Origin of the sequence: Streptomyces roseoviridis (assembly GCF_039535235.1) — a bacterium.
GTDB lineage: Bacteria > Actinomycetota > Actinomycetes > Streptomycetales > Streptomycetaceae > Streptomyces > Streptomyces roseoviridis.
Window position 1 is genome coordinate 4,814,551 of the sequence record NZ_BAAAWU010000001.1, and the last position, 15,097, is coordinate 4,829,647.

Genomic DNA, 15,097 nt, shown 5'->3' on the forward strand with positions numbered 1-15,097 from the left:
TGGTCTAGACCGGAAACCGGAACACGTACCACCGCACGCGTGCAGCACAGCCCACAGAACACCCCCACGTTCTCCTGGAGCGACAGCATGCGCAAAAAGACAGGGGTGGCGGCCGTGGCGCTCGGCGTCGCCGCCGCCTCCCTCTTCACCAGCACCAGCGCGAGCGGGCACGGCTACACCGACTCGCCGATCAGCCGTCAGAAGCTCTGTGCCAACCGCACCGTGACCAACTGCGGTGACATCCAGTGGGAGCCGCAGTCGGTCGAGGGGCTCAAGGGCTTCCCGGCCGCCGGGCCGGCCGACGGGCGGATATGCGCCGGCGGGAACTCCCGCTTCGCGCAGCTCGACGACCCGCGCGGCGGTGCCTGGCCCACCACCAGGCTCACGGCCGGACAGAGCCACACGTTCCGCTGGCAGTTCACGGCCCGCCACGCGACCACGGACTTCCGCTACTACATCACCCGGAACGGCTGGACCGGGACCAAGGCGCTGACCCGCGCCGACCTCGACACCCAGCCCTTCCTGGTCGTCCCCTACAACAGCCAGCAGCCGCCCTCGACGCTCTCGCACTCCGGGACCATCCCGGCGGGCAAGACCGGCCGCCACCTGATCCTGGCCGTGTGGACGGTCGCGGACACGGGGAACGCCTTCTACGCGTGCTCGGACGTCCAGCTCTGACGCGTGCCGGGCCCCTCCGCGGCACCCGGCGGCGCGTCGGCCACCCTCCCGCGCCGCCCCGCGCACGGGGCTGATGCCCGACCGGCCGGGGAGCGAGCCGCACCCCGGCCGGCTGCCCGACAACACACCGGAGTACCCGCTCCGGCTCGGCGCGGCGGCCCTCGCGGGGGCCGCCGCGCCGGGATCCCCCCCCGGCGCGTCGCCGGCCTGACCGCCCGCCCCGGTAGGCCCAGCCCCACCCCCCGTACACCCTCCACCCCCATGGCCCGGGCCCCGCGCGCCGCCTACCGTGAACGCCATGGAAGCCCCAAACCCCTGGCAGGCACTCGCCCGGCCCCGCTACCCGTTCGGTCCCCTGCCCTGGCGGGCCGCCGGATACCTCGCGAGCGGAGCCGTCGGCGGGGCCGCCGCCTCCGGGGTGCTCGTGGTGCTCCTCGTGTGCTCCCTCCTGCTCGTCGGGCTCCCGCTGCTGCTCCTGGCCGGCGTCGCCCTCGGCGGAGCCGAACGCCGCCGGCTCCGCCTCGTCGACCGCGCCCCCGCCGCCGACCCGCACCGGGTCCCGGACGCACCCGGCCTCGCCGCCTGGCTCCGGCTGCGCGCGGGGGAGCAGGCGACCTGGCGGGAACTCGCGTACGCCCTGCTCTTCGCCACCGTCCTGTGGCCGCTCGACGCGCTCGCGCTCGCCGTCTGCGTCGGCCTGCCCGCCGCCCTGATCGGCACTCCGCTCCAGCTCGCGGCGGACGGCGAGGAGGCGAAGGCGGTGAAGGTGTACCTGGTCACCTCCTATCCCGAGGCGTTCGCCGCCGCCCTCCTCGGCGTGCTCCTGCTGCTCGTCCTCGCCTATCCCCTCGGTGCCGTCGCCGGTGCCCGCGCCGCCCTCGCCCGCGCCCTGCTCGCGGCCCGGGACGACGGCCCGGCGGACGGGATCGGCGAGGTCATCGCCTCCCGCGCCCGGCTCGCCGCCGCCTTCGAGGCGGAGCGGCGCCGGATCGAGCGTGACCTCCACGACGGCGCCCAGCAGCGGCTCGTCGCCCTCACCATGACCCTCGGCCTCGCCCGCTACGACGCCCCGCCCGGGCCGCTCGCCGACCGGCTCGCCCGCGCCCACGAGGAGGCCGGCCGGGTCCTCACCGAGCTGCGCGAGCTGATCCACGGCATCCATCCGCAGGTCCTCGCCGACTACGGACTCGGCGCCGCCCTCGCCGACGCCGCCGACCGCTCCGCCGTGCCCGTGGAGACCTCAGGGGTCGACGGCGCCCTGCCCCGGCTGCCCGCCGCCGTCGAGAGCGCCGCCTACTTCGCCGCCCGCGAGGCCCTGGCCAACATCGGCAAGCACAGCGGCGCCACCCGGGCCCGGCTCGCCGCCGCCCACACCGACGGCGTCCTCCGCGTCGACGTCGAGGACGACGGCCGCGGCGGCGCCGACCCGGGGCACGGCAGCGGACTGACCGGCCTGGCCGACCGGCTCGCCGTCCTCGATGGGACACTGACGATCACCAGCCCGCCCGGCGGGCCGACCCTGCTACGAGCGGAGATCCCGTGCAGCGCCCTCTCCGGATCGTCCTCGCCGAGGACAGCGTCCTCCTCCGCGAGGGACTGATCGGACTCCTGGCACGTTTCGGCCACCAGGTCGTCGCCGCCGTCGCGGACGCCGACGCCCTGCGCGAGGCGGTCGCCGCGCACGACCCGGACGTCGTCGTCACCGACGTACGGATGCCGCCCGGCTTCCAGGACGAGGGACTGCGGGCGGCGGTCGCCCTGCGCGCCGAGCGTCCGGGGCTGCCGGTCCTGGTGCTCAGCCAGTACGTGCAGCGCTCGTACGCCGCCGATCTCCTCGACGCGGGCGACGGCACCGGCGTCGGTTATCTGCTGAAGGACCGGATCGGGCAGGTCGAGGAGTTCCTGGACGCCCTGGCCCGGGTGACGGACGGCGGCACGGTCGTCGACCCCGAGGTCGTACGGCAGCTGCTGCGCCGCCACCGCGACCCGCTCCAGGCCCTGACCCCGCGCGAACGGGAGGTCCTCGGCCTGGTCGCGGAGGGGCACTCCAACGCGGCGATCGCCCGCCGGCTGGTCGTCACGGAGGCGGCGGTCGGCAAGCACATCGGCAACATCCTGGCCAAGCTGCACCTGCCGCCGGCCGAGGACACCCACCGCCGGGTCCTCGCGGTCCTCGCCTACCTCCGGGCATGACAGCGGCAGGCGGGCACAAGAAAGGGAGCCCCTCGCTTCCGCGAGGGGCTCCCTCTGTCTGTGCGCCGCCAGGGACTCGAACCCCGGACCCGCTGATTAAGAGTCAGCTGCTCTAACCAACTGAGCTAGCGGCGCCTGCTGACAGAGAAAATACTACCTGGTCCCGAGGGGTGCTCATGACCACCCCGGGACGGGCCCGCCCGCGGCCGGCCGCCGGCCTCAGATCGCCAGCGAGAGCACCACCGGAGCCGCCCTGCGGTTGAGCGTGTCGGCCGCCGAGCGGAGCCGGTGGGCGTGCTCGATCGGCAGGGAGAGCGCCAGGCAGCCCACGGCCGCGCCGGCCGTCAGCGGCACCGCCGCGCAGACCGTGCCCACCGCGTACTCCTGGAGGTCGAGGACCGGGACGGTCGGCGGCTGGCTGTCCAGCTTGGAGAACAGCACCTTCTCGTTGGTGATCGTCCGGGAGGTCAGCCGGGCGATCTTGTGGCGGGAGAGGTGGTCCCGGCGACCGTTCTGGTCGAGCTGGGTGAGCAGGCACTTGCCGACCGCGCTGGCGTGGGCCGCCGAGCGGAAGTCCACCCACTCGTTGACCTTCGGGGTGCGCGGGCCGTCGGCGAACTGGGTGATCTTCACCTCGCCGTCGATGTAGCGGCTGATGTAGACGGCGGCGCCGACCGAGTCGCGCAGCTCGGTCAGGGTCTCCTGGAGCTTGCGCTCCAGGGCCTCGCGGCGGGTGGTGCCGGAGCCCAGGAGGACCAGGGAGTCACCTATGACGTAGGCGCCGTCGGAGACCTGCTCGACATATCCCTCGCGCCGGAGCATCAGGAGCAGGGACGACAGATGGGCGACCGGCAGGCCGGTCTCCCGTGCGATCTGCACGTCCGTCACGCCACCGCCGTGCCGTGAGACCGTCTCAAGCACGCGCAGGGCGTATTGCACCGAGTGGAACGGTGCGGTGGGCTCGGGCTTCAGCGCCACGGTTTCCCCCTACCAGGTTGTGACCGCAAGCTTCCGTACCACGATAGCCGCCAAGGCCCCGCTGCGGGGCGGCTGTTGGCGAGAATGATGCGGTGCGCAGGGGCCGTACGCTGGGCCGCGCCACTCTGGCATATGCCATGGTCACAGCCATTCGACAGAGACTGAGGTCAGGGCCGTGCGCGGGGTCGTCCGCACGGGCGTTCGGAGCCGTTCCGGACGTGAAGATTTTTTCGGGGAATAAGCGGAGACACCCTCCCGTTTGTGGTTTCCGTACGTACTGAGGTCACTGCGCAGGAAGGCACCCCACGGTGAGCGACGCGATTCGAGGAGAGGCGTACGGTACCGCGCCCGTACCGCTGTCCGTACTGGATCTGGTGACCGTCGGCAGCGGGCACACCGCGAGCCAGGCCCTCGCCACCAGCGTCGGGATCAGCCGGCTCGCCGAGCGGCGCGGCTACCACCGCCACTGGGTGGCCGAGCACCACTCCATGCCCGGCGTCGCCTCCTCCTCGCCCGCCGTGATCCTCGCCCACCTCGCCGCCCACACCAGCCGCATCCGCCTCGGTTCCGGTGGCGTGATGCTGCCCAATCACGCGCCCCTCGTGATCGCCGAGCAGTTCGGCACCCTGGAGGCCCTCGCCCCGGGCCGGATCGACCTCGGCCTCGGCCGCGCACCCGGCACGGACGGGGCGACGGCCGCCGCGCTGCGCCGCACCGACACCCTGAACGAGGGCGCGGACGACTTCCCCGAGCAGCTCGCCGAGCTGACCCGCTTCCTCGACGACGACTTCCCCGACGGCCACCGCTACGCCCGGATCCACGCGGTGCCCGGCCCCGTCCAGGGGCCCGGGGGCAGGCCGCCGGTCTGGCTGCTGGGCTCCTCCGGCTTCAGCGCGCGCCTGGCCGGGCTGCTGGGTCTGCCCTTCGCCTTCGCCCACCACTTCTCCGCCCGCAACACCGTCCCGGCCCTCGACCTCTACCGGGACTCCTTCCGGCCCTCGGCCGTGCTCGACGCGCCGTACGCGCTGATCGGGGTCGGCGCGCTCGCCGCCGACGAGGCCGCCGAGGCCCGCCGTCAGGTGCTGACCGGCGCCCTGTCGATGCTGCGCCTGCGCACCGGCCGCCCTGGCCTGATCCCGACCCCAGAGGAGGCCGAGGCGTACGCGTTCGGTCCGGCCGAGCGCGAGTTCGTCGACGGCTGGCTGGCGAACGTCGTGTACGGCACGGCGGACGAGGTGCGCGAAGGGCTCGACGCGCTCCAGAAGCGCACCGGCGCCGACGAGCTGATGATCACGGCCAACGTGCACGGCGGGGAGGCCCGGCTGCGGAGCTACGAGCTGATCGCCGACGCGTACGGGCTGCCGGAGAGCTAGGAACCGGGGAGCGCCGGGAGGGCTGGTCCACCTCCGGGCCGGCCCGCGTGAGCACCATAAGTGAACCTTAAACCGCTCGTCACCGATGGTGGCGGGCGGTTCTTTCGTGTGCTGCACCCGTCTGACGAGGGCTTTCTCGCGCCAATTGGTCTAGTCCTCAATCTGGTTCAGACCATTGACGTGCCGTTCGTCCGCCGGATATCACTGCTCCAACTTCCGTACCGCCACCCCTCCCGGAGGCCGCACGTGCACCCCCGCAGACCACTGATCGCCGCACTCCTCAGTTCGGCCCTCGCCGCCGGCGCGCTCGCCGTCACCGGCGGCCTCGGCTCCGCGCAGGCCGCCGACGCCGCACCCACCGCCGCCACCGCCTCCCCGGGCGGCGTGCGCATCGCGTACTACGACCAGTGGAGCGTGTACGGGAACGCCTTCTACCCCAAGCACCTCGACACCCGGGGCATCGCGAGCCAGTTGGACGTCATCAACTACTCGTTCGGCAACATCCACCCCACCAACCTCACCTGTTTCATGGCCAACAAGGCCGCCGGTGACGACAACAACCCCAACGCGGGTGACGGTGCGGGCGACTCCTACGCCGACTACCAGAAGTCCTTCAGCGCGGCCGACAGCGTGGACGGCGTCGCCGACAAGTGGGACCAGCCGATCGTGGGCGTCTTCAACCAGTTCAAGGAACTGAAGGCGAAGTACCCCCACCTGAAGATCAACATCTCGCTGGGCGGCTGGACCTACTCCAAGTACTTCCACGACGCCGCGAAGACGGACGAGAGCCGCAAGAAGTTCGTCTCCTCCTGCGTCGACCAGTACCTCAAGGGCAACCTGCCCGTCGAGGGCGGCTTCGGCGGCCCCGGCTCCGCGGCCGGCATCTTCGACGGCATCGACATCGACTGGGAGTACCCCGGCTCCTCCGGCGGCCACCTCGGCAACCACTACGGGCCCGAGGACAAGCAGAACTTCACCCTCCTGCTCGCCGAGTTCCGCAAGCAGCTCGACGCCTACGGCGCCGCCAACGGCGGCAAGAAGTACCTGCTGACCGCGGCCCTGCCGGCCGGCCAGGACAAGATCAAGTACATCGAGACCGACAAGATCGGTCAGTACCTCGACTACGCCAACATCATGACGTACGACATGCACGGCGCCTGGGACGGCGACGGGCCGACGTACCACCAGTCCCCGCTCCACCCCTCCCCGAACGACCCGACCGACCCGATCGCGCCGGGCACCGAGAAGTACAGCATCGACAACGCCATCGACTCCTGGATCGACGGCAACCCGGCCTACGGCATCGCGGGCGGTTTCCCGGCGAACAAGCTGACGCTCGGCTACGAGTTCTACTACCGCGGCTGGAAGGGCGTGCCGGCCGGCACCACGCACGGCCTGGCGCAGCCCGCGACCGGCGGCTCGGGCGCCCGCCCCTACAGCCAGCAGGCGGGCATCGCCCACTACAAGGAGCTCGGCGGCATCGTCGACAACGCGGCGACCACCTTCTGGGACGACCAGTCGAAGTCCTCGTACTTCTACAAGGACGGCGAGTTCTTCACCGGTCTGAACCAGCGGTCCATCCAGGCCCGCGTGGACTACGGCAAGCAGCGCGGCCTGGCCGGCGCGATGATGTACTCGCTGCTCGGCCTGGACGACAACGCCACGCTCCTGAAGCAGATCAACAGCGCCCTCGGCGGCACCTCCGTTCCCCCGACCACCCCGCCGACCACGCCTCCCACCACGACCCCGCCGCCGACCACCCCGCCCACGACCCCGCCGCCCACCACGGGGTGCGGCTCGGTCCCGGCGTACATCGCGGGCACGGTCTACACGGCCGGCAACGAGGTCTCCCACCAGGGCCGCAAGTGGAAGGCCAAGTGGTGGACGCAGAACGAGGAGCCCGGCAAGACCGGTGAGTGGGGCGTCTGGCAGGACCTCGGCGCCTGCTGATCCCTGTACGACCCCGCACCACCGGGCAGGACCACCGCCCCCGGCCGGAATGTCCCTCCGGCCGGGGGCGGTCTGCTGCGTCGCGTCCTACCGCACCCGTACGGACTCGGGCGCGGAGCCGATCAGGGCGGCAATGCCGTCCGGGGGGACCGGCCGCGAGTACAGCCAGCCCTGCCCGGTGTCGCAGCCGATCCTGCGCAGGCGGGTGGCCTGCCCCGAGGTCTCCACGCACTCGGCGGTGACCGTGAGGCCCAGCCGGTGCGCGAGCTGGACGAGCGCCTCGACGATCAACTCGTCCGCCGGGTTGGCGTGCTCCTCGTCCTGGAAGCCGCGCACGAACGAGCCGTCCAGCTTCAGCACGGAGACCGGAAGCCGGCTCAGATAGGCGAGGTTCGAATAACCGGTGCCGAAGTCGTCGATCGCGATCCGCACACCCATGTCGCTGAGCGCCTGCAACGCCTGGAGCGGGCGGCCCGCCGAGCCCATCACCGCGGACTCGGTCAGCTCCAGCTGGAGCAGGTGCGGGGCGAGCCCGGTCTCGGAGAGGATGCCGGCCACGTCGGCCACCAGGTCGGAGTCCCAGACCTGACGCACCGCCACGTTGACGCTGACGAAGACCGGCCGCTCGCCCGGGTGGTCCTGCTGCCACTGCCGGGCCTGGCGGCAGGCGGTCCGCAGCACCCAGCGCCCGAGCTCGACGATCGTGCCGTCCTCCTCGGCGATCCCGACGAACCGATTCGGCGCCAGGACGCCGAACTGCGGGTGGTGCCAGCGCACCAGCGCCTCCACCCCGCGGACCGAACCGTCCGCCAGGTCCACCAGAGGCTGGTACTCGAGGGCGAACTCCCCCCGTTCCACGGCGGGCCGCAAGGTGGAGGAGAGCGCCTGCCGGGTCATCCGGTGGGCGTTGCGCTCGGGGTCGAAGAGCGTCCAGCGGGCCTTGCCGTCGGCCTTGGCCCAGTACAGCGTGGTGTCGGCCGCCTGCATCAGACAGGTGGCGGAGGAGCCGTGGGCCCGTCGCTCGACCACGCCGATGGAGGCGGAGACGGACAGCCGCTGCCCCGACAGGTCGAAGGGCTCCTGGAGCGCGGTGAGCACGGACTGGGCCAGATCGGCGAGCTGCTCGGTGCCGGTGGAGTCCTCGACCAGGATCGCGAACTCGTCCCCGCCGAGCCGAGCCACGAGGTGTGCGCCGCCGCGCGTGTAGCCGTAGCTGTCGGCGCACTGGGTGAGCCGGCCGGCGACGGCGGCCAGCAGCCGGTCGCCGACCCGGTGCCCGAGGGTGTCGTTGACCGCCTTGAAGCCGTCGAGATCGAGGTAGCAGATCCCGATCCGCCCTGTTCTGCCATGCCCGTAGGACTGGTACGACTCGTACGACCGGTCCTGAGTCCCCTCGGCGGGGCCCTCGGCGGCGGCGGTCTCCAGGGCGGCGGTGAGGCGCTCGAAGAACAGGGTGCGGTTGGGCAGCCGGGTGACCGGATCGTGCATCTGGAGGTGGCGCAGCCGGGCCTGGAGCTCGCGCCGGTCGCTGACGTCGGCGACCGAGAGCAGGACGCGCGGGCGGTCGGGCACGGGGGAGACGGTCACCTCGGCCCACAGGGAGCGTCCGTCGGGGTGCTTGAGGCGCCGGGTGCAGCGGAAGCGGGAGCGGCGGCCGCGCAGCACCTCGCGGTAGGCGTGCCAGGTGCGCCCGTCGGACCCGAGGTCGACCAGGTCGGCGGCGGCCTGCTCGCACAGCGCGGCGGGGTCGGTGCCGAGGAGGGCGCCGAGGGCGTCGTTGGCGGCGACGACGAGGCCGTCCCGGTCGACCACGGCCATCGCGAGCCGGGCGGCACGGAAGGCGGCCCGGTAGTCGCGCAGTTCGGGATCGAGGCCGGGATCGGGACCCGGATCGGGACCGGGGTCGGGATCGGATGCGGATGCGTGACGCTCTGTGAGCACCGGCTCCGCCGACGGGTGCACCGGTACTTCGGGGGTTCCGCTCACCGCTCGCTCCCGTAGTGCGTTCGGGCCGTACAGATGTGGTCGGAATGGTCGGCCAGGGAAAGTGTGCCGATCATAGAGGCTGGCCGGGGGGCCCTTCCAGCTCTGCAGCCCGCCGTGACGCCCCGACGGGCTGTGAGGCTCCCCACCCGCCGACCCGGCCGATCGTTTCTGCGCGGGTCTGACACGGGTCGACGGCGGTCTGACCGAATGTGACTTTCCGTGAGCTGTTACGCGTCCGTGTCGCGTCGACTCGGCGAGTCCTGCTCACCCGACCGGGTCAGCGGAAAGGTGCGAAACATCACAAACCACCACAAGGTGGGTGTGGTGTCACGCTTTCCGGAGCCGGAGGTACACGTGAGGGGTCAGCAGCCACCCGGGGGAGTGCAACGCTCGCGCCTGCGTGCCGGCGCGGCTGCCTTCACCTCGCTCGCGGCGCTCGCCGCGACCGGGCTCGTCGCCGGCCCCGCCGTCGCCGCGCCCTCCGCGGGACCCTGCGCCCTGCCCCGTACCGCCGCCCACCACTCGCTCGGCCTCGACACCTGGAACGGGTCCTATCCGCGGCCCACCCGCACCCTCGACGCCGTCATGATCTTCCTGTCCTTCCCGGACTCGGACCCGCTGATCACCCCCGCCGAACTGGCCGCCGACCACTTCCCCGGCACGTCCGAGTTCTTCGAGCGCGCCTCCTACGGCCGGTTCACACTGCGCGCCCACCCGCAGACCGGCTGGACCCGGATGCCGCAGGACTCCGGCACGTACGCGATACGGCGGGACTGGAGCGCCGAGCGCCGGGCGGCCTATCTGCGCGACGCGATCCGGGCGGCCGACGACTCCGTGGACTTCTCCCGCTACGACATCGTCTATCTCGTCGCCGACCCCGACGCGCCCGGCGTCGACTCCGACGCCACCAAGGTGGTCAACCTGGAGCAGCCGCTGGAAGCCGACGGCCGGGAGATCAGGCGGGTGGTCACGGTCTTCGAGCGCCACCCGCCGGACCGCAACGTGCTCGCCCACGAGACCGGCCACGTCTTCGACCTGCCCGACCTCTACCACCGGCCCGCCGACGGCAAGGGCGACTGGGACACCCACGTCGGCGACTGGGACGTCATGGGCAGCCAGTTCGGGCTCGCCCCGGACCTCTTCGCCTGGCACAAGTGGAAGCTGGGCTGGCTCGACCGCTCCCAGGTGAACTGCGTCCGCGACCCCGGCACCCATGTGATCGGCCTGGAACCGGTCGCCGCCGCGCCCGTGGCCGGCGGCACCGTCGGCACCCGCCTGGCGGTGGTCCGCACCGGCGGGGGCAGCGCACTGGCGATCGAGGCCCGCTCCGCGACCGGCAACGACCAGGACACCTGCACCGAGGGGGTGCTCGTCTACCGGGTCCGCAACGAAGCGGCCTCCGGCGAGGGCCCGGTGGAGGTCGTGGACGCCCATCCGCGCACGGAGGCGTGCTGGGAGCGCTCGGTCTACCCGCCGCTCGCGGACGCGCCGCTGACGGAGGGCGAGTCCTTCACCGTGCCCGGTACGGGCGTGCGGGTGGAGGTCGCCGAGCGGACCAGGGCGGGCGTGTGGACGGTCCGGGTCACCGGCCCCCGGGCGCGACCGGTGGAGTGAGCCCGGTCCCGCGGACACGAAGAAGCCCCCCGCTTCCGCGAGGGGCTTCTCCCGTCTGTGCGCCGCCAGGGACTCGAACCCCGGACCCGCTGATTAAGAGTCAGCTGCTCTAACCAACTGAGCTAGCGGCGCCTGCTGACGTCGTAGACATTAGCATCCGGATCCGCCGAAGCAAAAATCGATACCCGCACGTCGGCCGCCGAAACCATCCGGGCGGCCCGGACGCAGGCCCAGAGGAGGACCTCGGGTCCGGGCAGCCACGGCCGGCGGGTGTCGGGGGCGACCAGCCAGCGGGGGCCCGAGGTGTCCTGCGGGGCGAGCGGCGGCACGGTCACGGCGTCCCCGGTGCCGTGACACAGCGGGCGCGGCACGGCGTCCCCGTACTCCTCCCAGTCGAGGAGGGCCGGTAACCGCTGGGCCGTACCGGGCGCGGCGAAGAGCAGCATCCGGCCCCGGTGCACGGCGACGGGTCCCGAGCCGGGGCCCTCGGCCCAGAGCCGGTCCAGCATCCGGCGCCCGAAGATCGGCTCCACGTTCACCACGTCGAAGACGCGGCCGCAGGACAGCACGGCCGGGGCGGCGGGCCGCTCCTGCCAGCGCGCGAGCGCGGCGCACGGGCGGGCGGTGGCGGAGGCGAGCCAGAGGGCCCCGTCCTCGGTGACCCGTGCGGCCTGGTGCCGCTCCTCGTCCGGGTCCCGCAGGAAGCGGAAGATGTCGTACGGAGTCGTCTCGTCGCGCAGCCACGTCGTCATACGGGAAGATCTACCGGGCGTGACCGTCCCGTTTCAGCGGGTTGCCGAAAACCCGGACAGAGCGGGGTCGGAAGGAGTACCGTGCGCCCCGGCATATGCCAGTGCGCTGAGCGGCCCGGGTAGACCGGAGGCTCACTCCTCCGGGTCGCGGCCGCCCGTACGGATCAGGTCGCGGCCGAACTCGATCATCTTGCGGGCGTAGTCCTCGGTCCACTCGGCCCGCTCGGCCACGTCCGCCGCCGTCAGCCGGTCGAACCGGCGCGGGTCGGCGAGCTGGGCCGCCGCGATCGCCTGAAACTCGACCGCCCGGTCCGTCGCCGCCCGGAACGCCGTCGTCAGCTCGGTCGCCCGGGCGAGCAGCTCCCGCGGGTCCTCGATCGACTCCAGGTCGAAGAAGTGCTCCGGGTCGGCGGTCGCCTCGGCGGGCTCGAAGACCAGCGGCGCCGGCCTGACCCGCCGCCGCCCACTCCGCTCAGCCGATTCCGCCATGGTCCTTCTCCTCCTCGCACACACACGGCCCGGACACCCGGGCCACACCCCATTCTCCCGCGCCTGGCAAGACCACCCCAGGGCCAGAGCTCCCGAACCGACGGAACCCGGAGCGCGCACCCGCCACGGCGGCCCGGCTCACGGCGACCAGCTCACCCGGTGCTCCGCCAGGTGGGACAGCACCGCGTGGTTGGCCTCCCAGCCGTCGGGGAACTTCACCGTGACCCCCAGCTGGACCGGTTCCGTCGAGGGGTGTTCGTCGAGGAGGTCGGCGACGCCCGCGCGGCAGACGACGACACAGGCGTGGCGGTGCCGGGAGGCGAGCACGCACAGGCGGCCGGTCTCCAGGTGGAAGGCGGTGGCGTCGGGGCGGCCGGAGAGCGGGTGCAGGACGACCGTCACGTCGTACTCGCGGCCCTGGAGGCGGTTCGCCGTGTCCACGGTCACGCCCGGGACGCCCAGCTCGGCCAGGGCCGCCCGGACGGCCGCCGCCTGATCGCGGTGGGCCGTGCCGACGGCGATCCGGTCCGGGGTGAGCGGCACCGGGTCGGGCGAGCGCTCGCTCACCGACACCCCGCCGCGGTCGAGGAGTCGCCGCACCACCAGGGCGACCGCGTGGACCGCCTCCGGATCGGTGCGGGGGGTGTGCCGGGCGGGCAGTTCGAGCAGGCCCCAGCCCGACTCCGCCGCCTCGTCCAGGACCCGGTCCGGGCCCGAGCCGTCCGAGGACACCTTGAAACCCAGCCGGCGGTCGCCGTGACCGGTGCCGCTGCGGAACGGCGTGTACGGATAGAACGCGTCGGACACCAGCGGGGCGGCCGACGCCGGAAGCCGCCAGGACACCGGCAGACGGTGCTGCGGCAGGTCCGGATTGTGGGCGAGGAGGGTGCTGACGGCGGAGGCGGACGGGTCGTACGACAGGCCCGCCCACTGCTCCGCGCCCACCACCGAGAACGGATCCAGCTGCCCCGGGTCGCCCACGAACAGCGCCCGCTCGAACAGGCCCGCCACGGCGAGCAGCGCGTCCGAACGCATCTGGTACGCCTCGTCCACGATCGCGTGCGGCCACGGCTCCACGTTCTTCACGTGCGCCCACTTCGCCGCCGTCGACACCACCACCGGCAGCCCGGTCAGATCCGCCGCCTTCGCCGACTTCCGGACCTGCTCCAGGTCGTCGAGGGCCCTGTCGTACGGAGCGGAGTCGTTTGAGTGGAGCCGCCCCACGGGCAGCCCGGGCCGCTTCTCCGCGATCCGCAGCACCAGGTCGTCGACCTGCGCGTTCGTCTGCGCCACGACCATCAGCGGACGGCCGGCGTCGGCGAGCTCCAGCGCCGCCCGCACCACGAGCGTCGACTTGCCCGCGCCCGGCGGGGAGTCGACGACCACACCGCGGGCGTCCCCGTGCAGGGTGCTCGACAAGATGGCGTCCGTCGCCCGCGCGGCTTCGGCGGACGGATCGAAGGCGGTCACGGACCGGGGGCTCACAGCACGTCCTCGGGGGTGATGGCATCGGGCGGTTCGACGGCGTCCGCGCGCGGCGGACCACCGTGGGTCCAGGGGGTCTCCTCCGGGTCCGGCAGCGTGGCGCCCACCCGCTGGTCGTGCTCGAACAGCGTCCAGACGATCCGCTCGCCCTTCTCCGGCACCGAGCCCTCCGCGGGCTCCTTCGAGCGGCCCATCTTGTCCAGCAGCCGCAGCACCAGGGACCCGTCGGGCTCGTGCTCCACGAACTCGGCCGTCTGCGGCCGGGCGTCCAGCGAGCGGTACACCTTCACCCCGGCACCCAGGTGCGGCCGGTCGTCCGTGCGGACCGTCAGCAGCGGGCGGGGGCGGTTCTTCTCCGTGTACGCCATGGCGACGTCGACGACCTCCGCGACGAACGCCTCGCCCGACAGCCGCCGCCCCGCCATCACCAGCGGGTCGTCCAGCGCCTCCTGCGCCTCCAGCCTGCCCTGCGCCTGCTCGCGCGCGGCCAGCTTCTGCGCGGCGGTCACCGCGTCGTCCCGGCGCGGCTGCGGCGGCTCGCCCGCCGCGATCCGGTCCCGGTGCCCGGTGAACGACCAGCGGTCACGCGTCCAGCGCTCGGCGACCCGCGCACCCTCCGGCAGCTCCCGCAGCAGGCCGAGCGCCCGCCACACCGCCTCCCACGTGGGCTCCAGCTGCGACAGGACCAGCCGGCGGACCTCCCGCTCGGCCCGGTGCAGCGCGGCGAGCCCGTCCTCCGCCGCCCCGCCGTCCTCGGCCGCGCCGAGCGCCTGCCGGGCCCGGTCGTAGTCCTCGATCGCCGGGGCGAGCAGCTTGTTGTCGAAGGCCGGATCGGTCGCCGGACCCGCCGGCGGGCACAGCAGCTGTCCCCGCGCGTCCCGCGCGAGCTCGGCGCGCAGCGCCGCCTCGGCGCCCGTCCCGCCGGCGGGCGGGTCGATCCAGGCGAGCAGCGCGCCCAGGTGCTGGTCCTCGAGCGAGGACTGGCCGGTGGCCCAGTGCCGGTTCAGCAGGTCCGTCGCCGCGACGAGCAGCGAGGATCCCGGCACCCGCGCCCGCTCGCCGAAATGGGTCAGCCAGCGGCCGAGCAGCGGCACCCGGGGCGGCGCCGGGAAGGGCGTGTCCGGGTCCTGCTCCGCCGTCCGCCGGAACCGGGTCGACCTGCCGAGCAGCCGCACGTACTCGATGCCCGCCCGGCTCGGCACCACCACCTGCGGCGCGTCCGCGCACAGCTCGACCTCGACCTTGACCTTCTTCCCGGTCTCCGGGTCGGTCTCGTTCCTCTCCGCCGCCTCGACGTCCCCGGTGAAGGAGTCGACGTACGGCAGGATCTCGTCGGCCAGCTCGGCGAGGAACGCGAACCGCAGGTCGCGGTCGCGCGGCTGCGGTACGACGAGCAGCCGGGGCTCCGCCGGGTCCGTGCCCACCAGGGCCCCGAGCGGCGCACCCGCCTCGCCCGAGGTGGTGAGCGGCACGAGGACCAGGGGCCGACCGGACAGGTGCCGGTGGCGCACGGTGGCCAGCGGCTGGGCCCGGCCCGCCTCGACGGCCTCCATCCGGGCCAGCGTGGAGATCAGCGACATGCGAGGGCCTCCTCGGCGG

12 protein-coding genes and 2 tRNA genes are annotated in these 15,097 nt (G+C 73.2%); 6 read left to right on the forward strand and 8 right to left on the reverse strand.

Annotated features, from left to right (window positions below; genetic code table 11):
- Positions 1 to 87 precede the first annotated feature (87 nt).
- From ABD954_RS21850 to ABD954_RS21860, 3 genes are all read left to right on the forward strand, one after another.
- On the forward strand, positions 88 to 678 hold the full coding sequence (locus ABD954_RS21850) for a lytic polysaccharide monooxygenase auxiliary activity family 9 protein (protein WP_345488044.1): 591 nt from the start codon (positions 88 to 90) through the stop codon (positions 676 to 678).
- 298 nt (positions 679 to 976) lie between these two features.
- Complete coding sequence (locus ABD954_RS21855) at positions 977 to 2,278, forward strand: sensor histidine kinase (protein ID WP_345488046.1); 1,302 nt, start codon at positions 977 to 979, stop codon at positions 2,276 to 2,278.
- Positions 2,218 to 2,871: a response regulator gene (locus ABD954_RS21860; RefSeq protein ID WP_345488048.1), complete on the forward strand. Its 654-nt coding sequence runs from the start codon at positions 2,218 to 2,220 to the stop codon at positions 2,869 to 2,871. Before ABD954_RS21855 ends, ABD954_RS21860 begins: the two co-directional genes overlap by 61 nt.
- A gap of 61 nt (positions 2,872 to 2,932) precedes the next feature.
- Here ABD954_RS21860 and ABD954_RS21865 read toward each other — a convergent pair.
- Both ABD954_RS21865 and ABD954_RS21870 read right to left on the reverse strand, forming a co-directional pair.
- A tRNA-Lys gene (locus ABD954_RS21865) sits at positions 2,933 to 3,006 on the reverse strand.
- Between the two features lie 84 nt (positions 3,007 to 3,090).
- A complete protein-coding gene (locus ABD954_RS21870) occupies positions 3,091 to 3,849 on the reverse strand; it encodes an IclR family transcriptional regulator (RefSeq protein ID WP_345488050.1) in 759 nt (252 codons plus the stop codon).
- A 308-nt stretch (positions 3,850 to 4,157) separates the two neighbouring features.
- Between ABD954_RS21870 and ABD954_RS21875 the strand changes: the two genes are divergently transcribed.
- Positions 4,158 to 5,222: an LLM class flavin-dependent oxidoreductase gene (locus tag ABD954_RS21875; RefSeq protein WP_345488052.1), complete on the forward strand. Its 1,065-nt coding sequence runs from the start codon at positions 4,158 to 4,160 to the stop codon at positions 5,220 to 5,222.
- Positions 5,223 to 5,468: 246 nt separating this feature from the next.
- Entirely contained in the window at positions 5,469 to 7,172 is a 1,704-nt protein-coding gene (locus ABD954_RS21880) for a glycosyl hydrolase family 18 protein (protein ID WP_345488054.1), read from the forward strand.
- A gap of 87 nt (positions 7,173 to 7,259) precedes the next feature.
- On the opposite strand, the gene ABD954_RS21885 is transcribed toward ABD954_RS21880, so the two are convergent.
- Positions 7,260 to 9,158, reverse strand: coding sequence for a putative bifunctional diguanylate cyclase/phosphodiesterase (locus ABD954_RS21885; protein ID WP_345488056.1), 1,899 nt, complete (start codon positions 9,156 to 9,158; stop codon positions 7,260 to 7,262).
- A gap of 354 nt (positions 9,159 to 9,512) precedes the next feature.
- On the opposite strand from ABD954_RS21885, the gene ABD954_RS21890 reads away from it, so the two are divergent.
- Positions 9,513 to 10,772 carry a M6 family metalloprotease domain-containing protein gene (locus ABD954_RS21890; RefSeq protein WP_345488058.1) on the forward strand — a complete coding sequence of 420 codons (1,260 nt, stop codon included), beginning with the start codon at positions 9,513 to 9,515 and terminating at the stop codon, positions 10,770 to 10,772.
- 58 nt (positions 10,773 to 10,830) lie between these two features.
- On the opposite strand, the gene ABD954_RS21895 is transcribed toward ABD954_RS21890, so the two are convergent.
- From ABD954_RS21895 to ABD954_RS21915, 5 genes are all read right to left on the reverse strand, one after another.
- Positions 10,831 to 10,904 (reverse strand) — tRNA-Lys (locus ABD954_RS21895).
- Positions 10,895 to 11,524: a bifunctional DNA primase/polymerase gene (locus tag ABD954_RS21900; protein ID WP_345488060.1), complete on the reverse strand. Its 630-nt coding sequence runs from the start codon at positions 11,522 to 11,524 to the stop codon at positions 10,895 to 10,897. The genes ABD954_RS21895 and ABD954_RS21900 overlap by 10 nt, the downstream gene beginning before the upstream one ends.
- A 132-nt stretch (positions 11,525 to 11,656) precedes the next feature.
- Complete coding sequence (locus ABD954_RS21905; RefSeq protein ID WP_345488062.1) at positions 11,657 to 12,013, reverse strand: hypothetical protein; 357 nt, start codon at positions 12,011 to 12,013, stop codon at positions 11,657 to 11,659.
- A 138-nt stretch (positions 12,014 to 12,151) separates the two neighbouring features.
- Positions 12,152 to 13,483, reverse strand: coding sequence for an AAA domain-containing protein (locus ABD954_RS21910; RefSeq protein WP_345492379.1), 1,332 nt, complete (start codon positions 13,481 to 13,483; stop codon positions 12,152 to 12,154).
- Between the two features lie 11 nt (positions 13,484 to 13,494).
- Entirely contained in the window at positions 13,495 to 15,078 is a 1,584-nt protein-coding gene (locus tag ABD954_RS21915; protein ID WP_345488064.1) for a hypothetical protein, read from the reverse strand.
- Positions 15,079 to 15,097: the final 19 nt, after the last annotated feature.

Coding starts and splice junctions, on each gene's coding strand:
- ABD954_RS21900 (WP_345488060.1), bottom strand. CDS start 11,524: ATGACGACGTGGCTGCGCGACGAGACGACTCCGTACGACATCTTCCGC.
- ABD954_RS21905 (WP_345488062.1), bottom strand. CDS start 12,013: ATGGCGGAATCGGCTGAGCGGAGTGGGCGGCGGCGGGTCAGGCCGGCG.
- ABD954_RS21850 (WP_345488044.1), top strand. CDS start 88: ATGCGCAAAAAGACAGGGGTGGCGGCCGTGGCGCTCGGCGTCGCCGCC.
- ABD954_RS21915 (WP_345488064.1), bottom strand. CDS start 15,078: ATGTCGCTGATCTCCACGCTGGCCCGGATGGAGGCCGTCGAGGCGGGC.
- ABD954_RS21855 (WP_345488046.1), top strand. CDS start 977: ATGGAAGCCCCAAACCCCTGGCAGGCACTCGCCCGGCCCCGCTACCCG.